Source organism: Corallococcus sp. NCSPR001, assembly GCF_017309135.1.
Taxonomy (GTDB): Bacteria; Myxococcota; Myxococcia; order Myxococcales; family Myxococcaceae; genus Corallococcus.
The window spans coordinates 3,008,978-3,022,208 of the sequence record NZ_JAFIMS010000002.1 but is presented as its reverse complement, the minus strand read 5'-3'; the positions used below and the strand labels follow the sequence as shown (position 1 = coordinate 3,022,208).

Annotated in this window: 13 protein-coding genes; 7 read left to right on the top strand and 6 right to left on the bottom strand. The window is 69.3% G+C overall.

Annotation, left to right across the window (positions count from 1 at the left end):
• Nucleotides 1-43: 43 nt before the first annotated feature.
• A complete protein-coding gene (locus tag JYJ93_RS14470; protein WP_206791335.1) occupies nt 44-1,609 on the bottom strand; it encodes a DUF4173 domain-containing protein in 1,566 nt (521 codons plus the stop codon).
• 301 nt (nt 1,610-1,910) lie between these two features.
• Here JYJ93_RS14470 and JYJ93_RS14465 point away from each other — a divergent pair, with 301 nt between their 5' ends.
• A complete protein-coding gene (locus tag JYJ93_RS14465) occupies nt 1,911-2,909 on the top strand; it encodes an endonuclease/exonuclease/phosphatase family protein (RefSeq protein WP_206791333.1) in 999 nt (332 codons plus the stop codon).
• A 238-nt stretch (nt 2,910-3,147) separates the two neighbouring features.
• Nucleotides 3,148-4,197 carry a GNAT family N-acetyltransferase gene (locus JYJ93_RS14460; protein ID WP_206791325.1) on the top strand — a complete coding sequence of 350 codons (1,050 nt, stop codon included), beginning with the start codon at nt 3,148-3,150 and terminating at the stop codon, nt 4,195-4,197.
• On the opposite strand, the gene JYJ93_RS14455 is transcribed toward JYJ93_RS14460, so the two are convergent.
• Nucleotides 4,181-5,305, bottom strand: a complete 1,125-nt coding sequence (locus JYJ93_RS14455; RefSeq protein ID WP_206791322.1) for a hypothetical protein — start codon at nt 5,303-5,305, stop codon at nt 4,181-4,183. The genes JYJ93_RS14460 and JYJ93_RS14455 overlap by 17 nt on opposite strands.
• Nucleotides 5,306-5,392: 87 nt before the next feature.
• On the opposite strand from JYJ93_RS14455, the gene JYJ93_RS14450 reads away from it, so the two are divergent.
• The 3 genes from JYJ93_RS14450 to JYJ93_RS14440 all read left to right on the top strand — a co-directional run bounded on the left by JYJ93_RS14450 (nt 5,393) and on the right by JYJ93_RS14440 (nt 8,082).
• A complete protein-coding gene (locus JYJ93_RS14450) occupies nt 5,393-5,926 on the top strand; it encodes a hypothetical protein (protein ID WP_206791320.1) in 534 nt (177 codons plus the stop codon).
• An 84-nt stretch (nt 5,927-6,010) separates the two neighbouring features.
• Nucleotides 6,011-7,267, top strand: coding sequence for an APC family permease (locus JYJ93_RS14445; protein WP_206800309.1), 1,257 nt, complete (start codon nt 6,011-6,013; stop codon nt 7,265-7,267).
• A gap of 128 nt (nt 7,268-7,395) precedes the next feature.
• On the top strand, nt 7,396-8,082 hold the full coding sequence (locus JYJ93_RS14440; RefSeq protein ID WP_242543809.1) for an abortive infection system antitoxin AbiGi family protein: 687 nt from the start codon (nt 7,396-7,398) through the stop codon (nt 8,080-8,082).
• A gap of 21 nt (nt 8,083-8,103) precedes the next feature.
• On the opposite strand, the gene dbpA is transcribed toward JYJ93_RS14440, so the two are convergent.
• A complete protein-coding gene (gene dbpA, locus JYJ93_RS14435) occupies nt 8,104-9,489 on the bottom strand; it encodes an ATP-dependent RNA helicase DbpA (protein WP_206791315.1) in 1,386 nt (461 codons plus the stop codon).
• 86 nt (nt 9,490-9,575) lie between these two features.
• A complete protein-coding gene (locus JYJ93_RS14430; protein WP_206791313.1) occupies nt 9,576-10,169 on the bottom strand; it encodes a TetR/AcrR family transcriptional regulator in 594 nt (197 codons plus the stop codon).
• A gap of 92 nt (nt 10,170-10,261) precedes the next feature.
• On the opposite strand from JYJ93_RS14430, the gene JYJ93_RS14425 reads away from it, so the two are divergent.
• A complete protein-coding gene (locus JYJ93_RS14425; protein ID WP_206791311.1) occupies nt 10,262-10,639 on the top strand; it encodes a DUF1304 domain-containing protein in 378 nt (125 codons plus the stop codon).
• Nucleotides 10,640-10,652: 13 nt separating this feature from the next.
• On the opposite strand, the gene JYJ93_RS14420 is transcribed toward JYJ93_RS14425, so the two are convergent.
• The gene (locus JYJ93_RS14420) at nt 10,653-11,162 is read right to left on the bottom strand and encodes an FmdE family protein (protein ID WP_206791309.1); all 510 of its coding nucleotides are present in this window, start codon (nt 11,160-11,162) and stop codon (nt 10,653-10,655) included.
• A 398-nt stretch (nt 11,163-11,560) separates the two neighbouring features.
• On the opposite strand from JYJ93_RS14420, the gene JYJ93_RS14415 reads away from it, so the two are divergent.
• Nucleotides 11,561-12,670: a beta family protein gene (locus JYJ93_RS14415; protein WP_206791307.1), complete on the top strand. Its 1,110-nt coding sequence runs from the start codon at nt 11,561-11,563 to the stop codon at nt 12,668-12,670.
• Here JYJ93_RS14415 and JYJ93_RS14410 read toward each other — a convergent pair.
• Nucleotides 12,564-13,157, bottom strand: coding sequence for a sce7726 family protein (locus tag JYJ93_RS14410; protein WP_269012706.1), 594 nt, complete (start codon nt 13,155-13,157; stop codon nt 12,564-12,566). The two genes, JYJ93_RS14415 and JYJ93_RS14410, sit on opposite strands and share 107 nt — an antisense overlap.
• Nucleotides 13,158-13,231: the final 74 nt, after the last annotated feature.

Genomic DNA, 13,231 nt, shown 5'->3' with positions numbered 1-13,231 from the left:
CGTCGTCACCATGCGGACACTGTGACAACGGACGCATTTTTTGTCAATTCGACCCATCAGGGCCGGGCGAACTCCAGGCTCCTGACCGCAGCAGCGCCCGGCGGGCGAGGAAGCGGGAGACATTCCACTCCGGGACCGAGTCCCGCTGGGACAGCCGCTCCCGGTGCTCCCTCAGCACGGTCTCCAGACGCCACTGGTCCCCATTCTGGAGAGTGGAGGCCGCCTGGACCAGCCCGGGCACGGCGTCCGCGGACAAATCGAAGAACATCTCGGTGTCCAGCGAACCACCGGTGCGTGCGGTCCGCTCCAGGTTGTGGCGGACAATGAAGACCTCCGGGTTGAGGAAGTTGAGCACCAGCACCGAGCCCAGGGCCGTGGCGAAGGCGCCCACCGCGAAGCGCTCCGGCTTCCACCACAGCGTCACAGCGCGCCAGGCGAGCGCCGCGCCCAGCGCCACCATGAAGACGTGCGTGTGCACGCGCAGCAGCGTGTAGCCGAATGCGTCCTCGTACAGCGACAGGCGCCGCATCGCGGAGGCGAGGATGATGAGCGTCAGCACCACCATCAGCGACGTGCTCGCGCGGAAGACGGTCTGCGCCACGCGCGTCTCGCGCCGCGTCCAGCGCGTCAGGGCCATCACCAGCGCCAGCGTCAGCGAGGCGACGACCACCAGTTCAAAGAAGCCGCGCCGCGCGTACTCCGCGAAGGTGTAGCCAGCCGCGGGCGACGACGCGTCACCGACGAACAGGTACGCCACCTGGAAGGCCGCGAAGACGAAGAACAGCGCGTTCACGGCGAAGATGAGCGTGAGCGCCTCAATCAGCCCCAGGCGCGGCGTGGCCGGCGTCACCTCCGCGTCCCCCAGTTCCTTCGTGGCGCGGCGGCGCAGCGCATGCCCCAGCACCCCCGCCGCGACGCACGCGCCAAACGCCACGCCGATGCCGCGCCCCACCAGCCGCTCCAGGTCCAGGTCGAACGACAGCAGCCGCTGCACGGTGGAGGAGAAGACGCCGTCCGCGGATTGCAGCAGCACCCCGAACACCAGCAGCACCGGCAGCGCCAGCAGCAGGCCGCGCGACAGCCCCCCCAGCAGGCGCGAGTGGGTCTTGAGCCCGCCCACGTTCACGCCGTCCCGGACGAGCACCGGCGGATAGAGCAGGCTCTGCGCGGCGGAGCCGAAGAAGACGAGGAGGTAGTCAGCGAGGCCCAGCCGCTGCACGCGGCCCGCGGCCCAGAAGTGCGAGAGCATCATCAGCAGCACGGCCGCGGTCATCACGTTGAGCGCCAGCAGCCAGGAGCTGTCCCGCACCGCCACGAAGACGCTGACCAGGCCCAGCGGCGCCAGCAGCCACGCGTTGGGCCGGGCCCGCTGCCAGCCTTCACGTCCGCCCAGCCACGCGAGTGCGCCGACCAGGGCCGCCACCAGCAACGGGAAGCCCAGGCCCCAGCGAGCCCTGTCGAGCAGGACCTCCGCGAGCACGCCCAGGGCCAGCGACGCCGCCAGCGTCCGGCGCGGGGCGCGCACCCAGGGCAGCAGCGGCCGGGCCGGTGCCGTGACAGTGGGAGCAGGAGAAGGAGGAAGCGGGGACATGGGAACGGACGGATTCATGGCGTCGGCACCTCGCGGGCGCGTCAGCACCCGGGACGACGCCAGGATGCACACGCCCGGTGGCACGGCCGGGGGCCTCGGGGGCGAGCGGTCGCGGAGCCACGCCGAACGGCGCCGGGTCTCCCGTGGCCGGTCGGCGCGTCCCGGGGCTGGAGCGGCGGAGGCAGTCCCACCCGGGGTCCGCATCACCTGGACCTGGAGTCCGCGCCCGGGACACAGAGGCGAGCCGCGCCGCGTCGCAGGACATGCCGGGCGGGTCCGCGCGGCGCCCGGGAAGACCCGATGGTAGGTTGCCGCCCCGATGTCACCCCCGCCGCGGCTCCCCTTCCGCTTCCGTCCCCGCTCGACCCTCGCCCTGTGGGGCTTGGTGCTCGCGTTCGCCGGCTGTGACGGCTCCTCTCAAACCCTGCCGGTCCCCGACGCGGGAGCCTGCGTCCAGGGCAACTGCCCGCAGCCCGACAGCGGCTCGCCGGTGGATCCGTCCGGCCCCCGCGTGCGCATCGCGGCGTTCAACGTGCACCGTCTCTTCGACACGGTCTGCGACACGGGCTCCTGCGGCGGCGGCAACTACGAGGAGCTGCCCACGGAGGCGGAGTTCGACGCCCAGGTGACCCAGCTCGGCCGGGGCATCACCGCGCTCAACGCGGACATCGTGCTGCTGGAAGAGGTCGAAACGCAGAACTCGCTGGATGGGCTGCTGAAGAAGGTGCCGCAGTTCCCCCATTCGAAGCTCGGGGAGACGTACACCCCGGCCTCGGTGGACGTGGCGGTCCTCTCCCGCCACGCCATCACGGAAGTGCGCAGCCACCGCAGCCAGTACATCTACCGGCCGGATGGTTCCGCCACCCGCTTCTCGCGCGACCTGCTGGAGGTCCACCTGGACGTGGACGGCAAGCGGGTCATCGTCTTCGCGGCGCACTTCCGCTCCAAGGTGGACGACGATCCCGGCCGCCGCATGGCGGAGGCCACCGCCGCGCGGGAAATCGTCCTCGAATCGGCGAAGGAGTTCCCGGACGCGATGCTCGTGCTCGGTGGAGACCTCAACGACGTCCCCGGCTCGGAGCCCATCAACGCGCTGGACCAGGCCCTGCTGCGCGTCGCGAAGGACCGGCCGGACAACGAGACCTGGACGTACTTCTATTCCGGCAGGGGCCAGGCCATCGACCACCTCTACCTCGCGCCCAACGCGGGCGGCGCCTACGTGCCGGGCTCCTTCCGTGTGGCCCGCGAACCCACGGGCGGCTACGGCGGCTCCGACCACGGCGCGGTGTACGCGGACTTCGCGCTCACCGCGCCCTGACGCGCGCGGGACGGCGGGCCCCGCACACTCCCCCGCCCTGTCAGCGCGGTGCGTGTGGACCACCGCACGCGGAGGGCCTGGCTTTGACGCGGCAATGACAGCCAGGGAGGAGCCGTGCTCGGCGGCCGATTTCCAGCCCGGCCCCCCTCCCTACCTTCCTCGCCATGAACAGCAATCGCATGGCGCATGCGGCACGCCACCCCCGGGCGCTCTGGCATCCCGTCCCGGAGGGCAGGCCATGATTGAGGTGCGCACCTTCGAGGGTGACGCCTCCGAGGCGTCCTGGTTCCTCAACCGCGTCTGGCAATCCACCTACGGCAAGACGGCCCCGCTCCCCGTCTGGGACAAGCGCTTCTGCGACTGGCGGCTGTTCCGGGACGGCCAGGCGCCGCGCGACTACCTGCTGGCCGCATACGAGGGGAGGACCCTCGTGGGAACCCTCTTCGCGGAGCCCGCGAAGCTGCGCCTGGGACGCCTGGAGGTGGACGGCAGCTATGGGCTGCGGGCCACCGTCACGAACTCCCATCGCGGACAGGGCATTGGCGCGAAGCTCGCGCACGAGCTGCTCAAGCGCCACCAGGACCGGGCGGCGCGGCTCACCCTGGGCTTCACGACCACGGAGCCCCGCCCGCCGGGCTTCTGGCGGCGCGCGTGGAACACCCGCCTCTTCGGGGGCCTGGGGATGTGGATGTATGCCTTTGATGCGAAGGCGCTCGCCCGCTGGTCCTTCACGGACAACGAGCGGAGGCTGTTCACGCTGGCGCATCCCCTCCTGAGGCACCGCTTCCGAGAGGCGGCCCCCCAGGGCATCCGCCCCTACCAGCCAACGGACCTGGGCCGCTGCACGGCGCTGGTCCACGACATGCTGCGCCCGGTGACGCTGGGCTACACGTACACGACCGAGCAACTGGCGGCCCAGCTCCAGTACCGCGACGTGCCCCGGACCTTCGTGCTGGAGCAGGACGGCGAGGTGCGCGGCCTGGTCAGCTCACACAGCCTGCTCATGACGGGCGTGGGAGAGCTCACCGCGGAGGTCGTGGACCTGATGGCCTTCCACGCCTCCGTGTCCGCCGAGGACCGGCAGCGGCTGCTCCAGGTGGCCATGCAGGACATGGAGCGCCGGGGCGTGGCGTTCGCGGGCATGCTGCGCGGGCCCGGCACCACGGCCTGTCTGCTGTTGCGCTCGGGCTGGGTGCCGCTGCCCCGCCGCGCGCAGGTGACGTGCCTGATGCCCACCTGCGACATGGACCTGCCCGCGGACCCGTGCGTCTTCACGCACCTGCGCTGACGCGCGAGCCCTGGACCCTGCGCCAGAGCCACACGGCCCCGCTGGCCACGGTCCGCACGCCCCTGCCCGCGCAGACGCACAGCGCGGGGATGACGAGCAGCAGGTACTGCGGCCACTTGGTGTTCCACAGCAGCAGGAACACCAGCCCCACGACGGCGGCCACGGCCCACACGGGCCGCTCGCGCCACGTCCGGGGCAGGCCCAGCACCGCCAGCGCCAACAGCGCCCGCGCGTTGAAGTGCGTGAGGTAGATGCCCGCGTCGGAGGCCGACAGCCACGTGTCCGTGAGGAACACCAGCGGCTGGTACCAGGGCAGCCCGGCGCGGCGCACGTGCTCGTTGTGGGAGTAGTTCCAGTGGAAGGTGATGGACTCCCACAGCGACGCGAACGGAGACGCCCACAGGGCCGGGTTCACCAGGATGAACACCGCCGCCGTGGACACGACGATGGCGGCCCACGGGCGCCACCGCGTGCGCGCGCCCGCCACCAGGAAGGGTAGGAACGTGAGCCCGCCCACCAGGCCATACGGATACTTCCCCGCCGCCGCGAGCCCCAGCAGCGCGCCGGACACCGCCGTCCAGCCCGGCGCGAAGCCCCTCCGCCGGGCGCGCTCGAACGCGAGCAGCGCGAGCACCGCGAGCAGCCCCGGCACCGCCTCCAGGTATGCCTGCGACGTGTACTTCGTGTGATACGGGTCCCACGCGAGCAGGAGCGCGCCCAACGGATCCACGAGGGCGACGAGCCCCACCTGGAGCACGCCGGCCACCGCGGACAGGCCTCGCGTCACGTTGAACGCGGGGCGCGCGGCGTCCGGGATGGGCCGGCCCATGGGGACCTCCCGCCAGTCCGGGTCCGGAGCGCCTGACATGCGTACGGCTTCGGCGAAGAGCAGCTTCACCAGCGGCGGGTGCTCGAAGTTCTCCCGGAGCTGGCCGATGTCGCTCCAGCGCCCTTCGTCCATCATCCCGGCATAGGTGAAGGCGATGGGCAGGTAGACCGCCTCGTCGAAGTCCTGGCCCAGCCGTTCCACCGCCCGGGAGCGCTGCCAGACAGCAACCACGATGGCGACGAGTGCGACGAGGAGGGCCAGCAGGCGTGTGCGGGACACGTGCGCACGGATATCACGACGTGCGGCCCGCCGAGCAGCCGGAGCATGGCCCTGGTGACGCGCGGCCCGACGCCCCAGCTTTGGAGCATGAGAATCGCTCGCATCCTCACCGTTGCCGCCCTGCTCGCGGGCGGATCCGCCGTGGCGAAGAAGAACGACACCGTGGAGCTGCGGACGCCCCGGACGACCGTGCGTGCGAACGTCGACGCGCAGGGTCTCCAGGGCCCGGACCTGAAGCTCCAACTGTCGGAGAACGCGTTGAAGGGCCAGGCCTTCCAGCGCCCAGTGGACCTGAAGCTGTCGGAGCGGCGCATCGAGGGCACGGTGGGAGGGAAGCCGGTGGAGCTCACCGTGACCGAGCGTCCGGACGTCGTGGAGATGATGGGCACCTTCGCGGGCCAGCCCTCGTCGCTGACGCTCAGCCCGGACGAGCTGACGGGGTCGGTGGGGCCGTGCGGCTACAACCTCATCATCGAGAGGGATCGCAAGCACTACCGGGGCACGCGCGCCTGCGGCGACCAGCGGGACAACGACGTCTTCGTCGCCATCCCGAAGTCGCTGGAGAAGGAGCCCGCGACCGGGCGCATGGCGGCGCTGAGCGTGCTGCTCGCCCATCCCTGAGCACGGCGATGGTGCACGGGGCGCGGGTGTAGTGAAGTCCATGCAGTGTCCACCCTTCCCTCCGGCGTCGCGCCCGAGCGCACCATCGGGCCTTTCCAACTGCTGGCCCTGGGCGTCAACGGCATCGTGGGCGTCGGCATTTTCTTCGCGCCTGCGGAGGTCGCGGCGCAGGCCCCCGGCCTGGGCGCGGTGTGGGCCTTCGCGCTGACGGGGTTGGCGCTGGTGCCGGTGGCGCTCGCGTTCGCGGTGCTCGGCCGGCGGTTCGACTCGGATGGAGGGCCCGTGGTGTTCGCGCGGGCGGCGTTCGGCGAACGCGTGTCGTTCCTGGTCGGCTGGGTGGCCTACGTCAGCGCCTTCCTGAGCACGTCCGCGGTGATGGCGGGCCTGGCGCGGGCGGTGGCACCGTCGGTGGGCCTGGGAGGGCCCGTGGGCGAGCGGCTGCTGGCCTCCGCGCTGGTGACGGGGCTGGCGGCGCTGGTGGCGTCGGGCATCCGCGTGTCGGCGCGGACGTGGACGGCGCTCACGGTGCTCAAGCTCCTGCCGCTGGCGGCGCTGCTGGGCGCGTTCTTCTTCCTCCTGCCGGACAGGGATGTGCCGCCGCCGCTGCCCGCCACGGGAGCGTCCTGGCTGAAGGCGGGGCTGACGGTGATGTTCGCCTACCAGGGCTTCGAAATCGTCCCGGTCATCGCGGGACAGGTGCGCGCCTCCGAGCGCACGGTGCCCATGGCGACGGTGGGCTCGCTGCTCCTGGCGATGCTGCTGTACGTGGGACTCGTGTGGGCGTGCGTCGCGGCGCTGCCGGACCTGGCGAGCGCGAGCGCGCCGCTGGCGCAGGCCGCGGGGGTGTGGGGCGGCGCGGGGCTGGAGCGGCTGGTGGGCGCGGGGACGAGCGTGTCCGCGCTGGGCATCTGCGTGGGGATGATGGTGACGACGCCGCGCTACCTGTCCGCGCTGGCCTCTGGGGAGCGTTCGCTGTTCGGGCTGGAGCGCATGTCGGCGTCAGGAGTGCCCATGCGGGCGCTGACGGTGACGTGGGCGCTGGTGCTGGGATTCGTGAACCTGGGGGACCTGTCGGAGCTCTTCGCACTCTCCGCCATCGCGGTGCTGATGCAATTCGGAGTCACCGCGGCGGCGCTCGCGGTGCTGTCGTTGCGGCGCGAGCGGGACCTGCGGCCGGTGCACGCGCTCCTGGCGGTGCCCACGCTGGTGCTGGGACTGACGCTGGTGGCCTTCGGCGCGAGCGGGCGGGAGGCGGCGGTGGCGTCGGTGGCGGTGCTCGCGGGCGTGGCGTTGATGCGCCTGTCGCGGCCGAGGGAGCCAGCGCCCGTCCGCCTGCCGTAGGGCCTTCGCACGTCAGGAGAGCGGGCAGGCCTTGGGACAACCCGCCACGTTGTGTTGCGAAGGGGGGACCGGGCCGGGAGACTCGCGAGGCGATGCTCGGGTATCAGGCGAATGCGCAGTGGCGGGACATGTCTGACTTCGTGGTGCACTTCACGAAGCCGGGGCCCCCGTACCACGACGCCTACCAGAACATGATGAGCATCCTGGGAGCGCGCACGCTCATCCCGGGCGCGGAGGGTTTTGGCATCGCGCGGCGGGAGGCGGTGGTGGCGGACCGGCATCGCTCGGTGTGCTTCAGCGAGATTCCATTGGATCAGCTCGCGAGGCTGGTGCAGCGCCGGAGCCTGTACGGCATCGCCTTCCGCAAGAGCTTCATCCTGTCGCAGGGCGGAGGCCCCGTCTGGTACGTGCAGTACGGCTCGCCGGCGCACCTGGCGATGAAGCACCAGTTGGACCAGGCCCTGGCGGCGAAGGAGCCCCAGAAAGAGCCCGTGTGGGCGGTGACGCCCTTCGTGGACATCCAGGGCGACGCGCACAACGCGCCCTACAGCTACCGCTTCGACTGGGAGCGGGAGTGGCGCGTCCCGGGCCTCCTGCGCTTCACGGAGTACGACGTCGCGGCGCTCTTCCTGCCCGAAGAAGTGCACACCGTGGCGAGGGACTTCTTCGCCTGGGCCGTGCGCGAGCGCGCGGGTCCGGGCTACTTCTGCCCCGTGTTGGATCCGGGGTGGAAGGCGGAGCAGATCATGGAGGCGCTGGCGAAGCACACGGAGGCGCCCGTCGCGACGGAGCGCAAGAGCGCGCCGGGCGGATGACAGCGGAACGCGTTTCGCTCCCTACCGCACGCGCTCGATGCGGTGCCGGCGGCCCTTGATGCGGCCCTCGCTCAGCCGCTGGAACGCCATCTTCACCACGCGCTTGGAGACGGCGACGAAGGCGTGATGGTCGTGGATTTCAATCTTGCCCACGTCCTCCGCCTTCAGCCCACCCGCTTCGCCCGTGAGCGCGCCCAGGATGTCACCGGGCCGCATCTTGTCCTTGCGCCCCGCGGAGATGGACAGCGTCTCCCAGCCGGAGATGAGCGACACGCCCGGCACGTTCTCCGGCACCAGCGCGTCCACGTCCCCCTTCTCCAGCTTCACGCCCGTCGTCGCCTCGATGTCCTCCACCTTGCGGCTGTCCGAGCGCGTCACCAGCGACAGCGCCAGCCCGCGACGGCCCGCGCGCCCCGTGCGGCCGATGCGATGCACGTACGCTTCCGGCTGCTGCGGCAGTTCGTAGTTCACCACCGCGTCCAGCGCCTCCACGTCGATGCCCCGGCCCGCCACGTCCGTCGCCACCAGCACGCGTGTGCTGTGATTGCGGAACTTCGCCATCACCCGGTCCCGGTCGAACTGCTCCAGGTCGCCCTGCAGCCCATCCGCGCTCACGCCCGCCTGCACCAGGGCTCGCGTCAGCTCCACCACCACCGCCTTGAAGTTGCAGAACACGATGGCGGAGGCCGGCTGGTGCTGGCGCAACAGCCGCAGCAGCAGCGCCTGCTTCTCCTCCGGCGTGCACGCGTACGCCACCTGCTGGATGTCCGGCGCGGACTCCTCCTGCGCCAGCGACACCCGCACGGGGTCCTTCTGGAACGCGCGGCTCAGCTTCTCGATGTCGTCCGGGAACGTCGCGGAGAAGAGCACCGTCTGCCGCTTCGCGGGCGTCGCCCCGAGCACCCGCTCCATGTCCTCCCGGAAGCCCATGTCCAGCATCCGGTCCGCTTCATCCAGCACCACCGTGGCCAGGTGCCGCGTGTCCAGCACCTCGCGGTCCAGCAGGTCCAGGATGCGCCCGGGCGTCCCCACGCCGATGTGCACGCCCTTCTCCAGCGCCTCCACCTGCGGCCGGATGGGCGAGCCTCCCGCGAGCGCGAGCACCTGCACGCCCGGCATCCGCCGCGCCAGCCGCCGGATCTCCCCCGCCACCTGCGCGCACAGCTCGCGCGTGGGGCAGAGCACCAGCGCCTGGAGCCGCCGGTCCTGCGTGAGCTTCACCTTCTGCAGGATGGGCAGCGCGAACGCCGCCGTCTTCCCGCTGCCCGTGCGCGCCTGGCCCACCAGGTCTTTGCCCTGCAACAGCACCGGGATGCTCTGTGCCTGGATGGGGGTGGCGGTCTTGAACTCCAGCTCCTCCAGCACCTGGAGCAGCGGGGGTGACAGCGCGAGCGCGGAGAATTCCATCGGAGCCTCGGGGGACGGAGGCACGGGGCGCCTCGGGAGATCGCGCCCTTCTAGCAGCCTTCCCACGCCGGACAAGCCCGGCGCCCCTACCCCGCCCAGCCCGCCACCTCGCTCGCCGTCGCCTGGGCCAGCTTCGCCGCGGCGGCAGGGTCCACGCGCGCGGTGACGAGCACCCCGATGACCGCCCCCAACAGCAGCTCCACCCGGCGCGCCACCGTCTTGCGCGGCAGCACACCTGCCCGGGCCGCGCCCTCCAGGGCCCGCGTCAGGTGGCCACGCAGGAGCGCCCGGTAGTCCTCCACGGCCTGCTTCGCCTCCGCGTCATGCGGGCCCAGCTCCGTGGCCGTATTCACCAGCAGGCAGCCCCGCCGAGTCAGGGCCGGCGGCGCGGTGGCCATGGTCGCCGCGAGCGACTCGAAGTACTCCGTCACCTGCGCGAGGCCCGGCGAGTCCTTCGCGAAGACGCCGAGCCGGGGCCCGATGACCTCCTGGAGGTACAGCGCGATGGTGCGCGCGAACAGCCCGCGCTTGCTCTCGAACGTCTGGTACAGGCTGGAGCGGTTCAGCCCTGTCGCGGACTCCAGGTCCGACAGCGACGTCGCCTCGTAGCCGCGCGACCAGAACACCCCCAGCGCCGCCCGCACCGCCTCTGTCTCGTCGAACGCCCGCGTACGCGCCACGTCACCCTCCTTGACAATTCTGAACTGACCGTTTCAATATAAATTCGGAACTGACTGGTTCAGAATAACCCAACCCCGGAGGGGGAGTCATCATGTCGCCAATGGCGCAGGTCTTCGCGGTCATCGCCGCGCTCATCCACGTGTTGTTCTTCGTGATGGAGAGCATCGTCTTCTCGCGGCCGAAGGTGTGGAAGCGCTTCGGGCTGAAGTCGCAGGCGGACGCGGACGTGGTGAAGCCGATGGCGCTCAACCAGGGCTTCTACAACCTGTTCCTCGCCCTGGGCGTGCTGGTGGGCGTGGTGCTGGTGCACCGGGGCGCGGTGGCGTCGGGCGTGGCGGCGGTGGTGTTCGGCTGCGCGTGCATGCTGCTGGCGGCGGTGGTGCTGGTGAGCAGCAACCGGAAGTTCTTCACGGCCAGCCTCGTCCAGGGCGCGCTGCCGGCGCTGGCCATCGCGCTCGTCGCCTTCTGAGCAGCGTTTTCGCTCAGGGCGTGACGGTCTCGAAGACGTCGGCGTCCGGCAGGGTGAGGACGGCCTGACCCGCTTCGCCCAGCTTCTCGCGAGGGACGTCCCGGAAGCGCTGCACGAAGCTGGCGGACGGGCGCAGCGTGAGGGACTGGCCGGTGTCGCGGTTGCGGAACGTGGTCGCGACGTCCTCCGGAGAGGGCGCGGTCACCAGCGACAGGTTGAGCTTGCCCAGGCTGGCGCCGGTGGCCGCCGCCGCGCCGTCCGCGACGCAGGTGTACTGGACCTTCGCCGGGCTGTGATGGATGACCTCCAGCTTGAAGCTGCCCCGAGGCAGGCCCAGTTGCTGGAGCGCGTAATCACCCATCCGGTAACCCGCGACCGCCCACGGACCCGCGCCACCATGCACCAGCGCCACCCGCTCCAGCGCGCCCGGTTCAGCGGCAGTGGGCGCGGTGGGCTTCGCACCCGCGCAGCCCAGGGTGAGGCCCAGCGTGACGGAGAGCAGGAGGTGGCGGCGCAGGGACATAGATGGCTCCGGTGAAAGACAGGCGAGGCGTGTTCTACCTGGAAGCAGCTCGCCTGCTCATCCTTCTCTCCCGACTACGCCTCCAGTCATGCACCGCAGTTGACACCGGTTACGAACTCTTCATGGAGAGTAGTGGCCCTGCCCAACACCCCACCACTTACGCACCCCTAGCAGTGAAGACTCAGCGCCTACTTCACTCAACAGAATTTCCGTTCCGGCGTAAGACCTGCCCCCAAGCAGCAGCCAAACCTACCCCTTTCGGGGAATGGAATCACAACAAGCCGCCTGCACATATTCACAAATGACAACCCGCCAACCTCCGATCACGGCCCACCCCGCCAAGCACCTGCGCATCAACCCAAAGGCTCCAGATGGCTAACAGAAATCACCACCCTTACATGCCCATTTTGAAGTGGAAGCGTGGCGAGCAGTCGGCGCTCGCGAACCTCTTTCCGAACGACAAATCTCTTGTCCGACCAATTCTGGAAATCCTATCAGACACACTTGAAATCGACCAACCTGGACATGACCCGTACGTCAAGGTCGTCAACCAGATCGCAAATGCATGGGGAAATGCGCCCGCATTCGTGGACTTGGGGGCGCTTGAGCCGGACCAGCAGGCCCCAGGCGGTGTCCATCCCGTCGAGTACTTCTTCACTGTGGCGCGCAATGCGGGACTACAGCTTATCCCCATCACAGGCCCATACCGCGACAACCCATTTCAAAGTGCAGTTGCCACAGTCGCGACGACCGATCGCCGCGGTGCAGGCATGCGCGCAACACAGGATGAGGTGTTTGAGCCTACCTTCAGTGCAGATCTGTCGGCTGCCACCAACGCCATTGGGCTTGCTCCTCAAGATGTCGACTTGGTTCTTGACTGGCAAGCCATTGCCGAGAATCAGCAAGGCTCTACAGCTGCCGCAGCTTCGGGCATCATAACTGGTTTGCCCAGCCTTGCTGCATGGCGCACTATTACCTTTGCTGCATCATCATTCCCCAGGACGCTCCAGCAAATCGGAGTTGGTGTCGGCTCCATTCAGAGAACGGAGTGGCTCGCATGGGTGCGCATCCGCAACAACCCAGGAATTACGCGTTCGATCCTATTCGGCGACTATGCGGCCCAAAGCCCTGAGTTTGATCCGTCAAATCGGTTTCTCGGGAGTGCGGCTATACGCTACACGACCACGGATTCATGGCTGATTGTGCGTGGACGGGCATTAGCAGGTGCCGCATATGGTGGCTTTAGCCAATTTGTCGGCTTGTCCCGCCAACTAGTGGCTGATCCCATCTATTGCGGCGCGGCGTTCAGCCATGGCGATAACCATATCGCTCAATGTGCGAATGGAACGGTAGGAACCGGCAGCCTGACGACTTGGAAAACGGTCGCGACAAATCACCACATCACATTTGTGGTGCGTCAACTCGCCACAGCGGTCGCACTTTCAGCCGGGCCCGTACCGTCGCACGGAGGTCATCCAACGGTAGCAGTTCCACAAGCCGTCGACTGAGCACATCCCGGGATTTGCCGCGCAGGCCTCGCGCGGCACCCATTCCATCCAGTATTTCGAGGAGTTCTTCTCTCCAAAGAAGAGCCGCGACCGCCACCGGATCAACCGCAGGGTTCATTGTTGGCGCCCTGAGGTCAGCAAAGTGTACGGCGCCTCGCGGACCACGAGTCGCCACCTTGATGCCCCACCACTCAGGGATGATGTGCCGCACTGCTTCTGCGTGTATGTGCCCTACGACGACGGTAACGCGGTCGAGCACCCGACCGTAGATGCGCGCCTGCTCGGGAAGCCGATCAAGGGTGTCTCGATCGCTCTTGATCTCGAATCCATGCATACGGCCATTTACGACCGCGATGTCGACCCGGGCCACGCCGTACCAGAGGCCTAGCTCGTCCAGTACGAGCGTGTTGGGATCACCATGGTGTTCATCCAAGACTTTCGCATGCAGAGCGTTGCGAACGTCGATGTCACGCAGCTTGGTGCTCACGGACGTCCTATTACGACCTAGGCACACAAAACGTCAACGCGTCCTTTCGTCAATGGCGCGTACCTCCGCACTCC

What these genes read in the sequence shown, in the direction of transcription:
- JYJ93_RS14470 (WP_206791335.1), bottom strand. Translation starts at nt 1,609, where the DNA reads ATGAATCCGTCCGTTCCCATGTCCCCGCTTCCTCCTTCTCCTGCTCCC.
- JYJ93_RS14465 (WP_206791333.1), top strand. Translation starts at nt 1,911, where the DNA reads ATGTCACCCCCGCCGCGGCTCCCCTTCCGCTTCCGTCCCCGCTCGACC.
- JYJ93_RS14460 (WP_206791325.1), top strand. Translation starts at nt 3,148, where the DNA reads ATGATTGAGGTGCGCACCTTCGAGGGTGACGCCTCCGAGGCGTCCTGG.
- JYJ93_RS14450 (WP_206791320.1), top strand. Translation starts at nt 5,393, where the DNA reads ATGAGAATCGCTCGCATCCTCACCGTTGCCGCCCTGCTCGCGGGCGGA.
- JYJ93_RS14440 (WP_242543809.1), top strand. Translation starts at nt 7,396, where the DNA reads ATGTCTGACTTCGTGGTGCACTTCACGAAGCCGGGGCCCCCGTACCAC.
- dbpA (WP_206791315.1), bottom strand. Translation starts at nt 9,489, where the DNA reads ATGGAATTCTCCGCGCTCGCGCTGTCACCCCCGCTGCTCCAGGTGCTG.
- JYJ93_RS14425 (WP_206791311.1), top strand. Translation starts at nt 10,262, where the DNA reads ATGTCGCCAATGGCGCAGGTCTTCGCGGTCATCGCCGCGCTCATCCAC.
- JYJ93_RS14420 (WP_206791309.1), bottom strand. Translation starts at nt 11,162, where the DNA reads ATGTCCCTGCGCCGCCACCTCCTGCTCTCCGTCACGCTGGGCCTCACC.
- JYJ93_RS14415 (WP_206791307.1), top strand. Translation starts at nt 11,561, where the DNA reads ATGCCCATTTTGAAGTGGAAGCGTGGCGAGCAGTCGGCGCTCGCGAAC.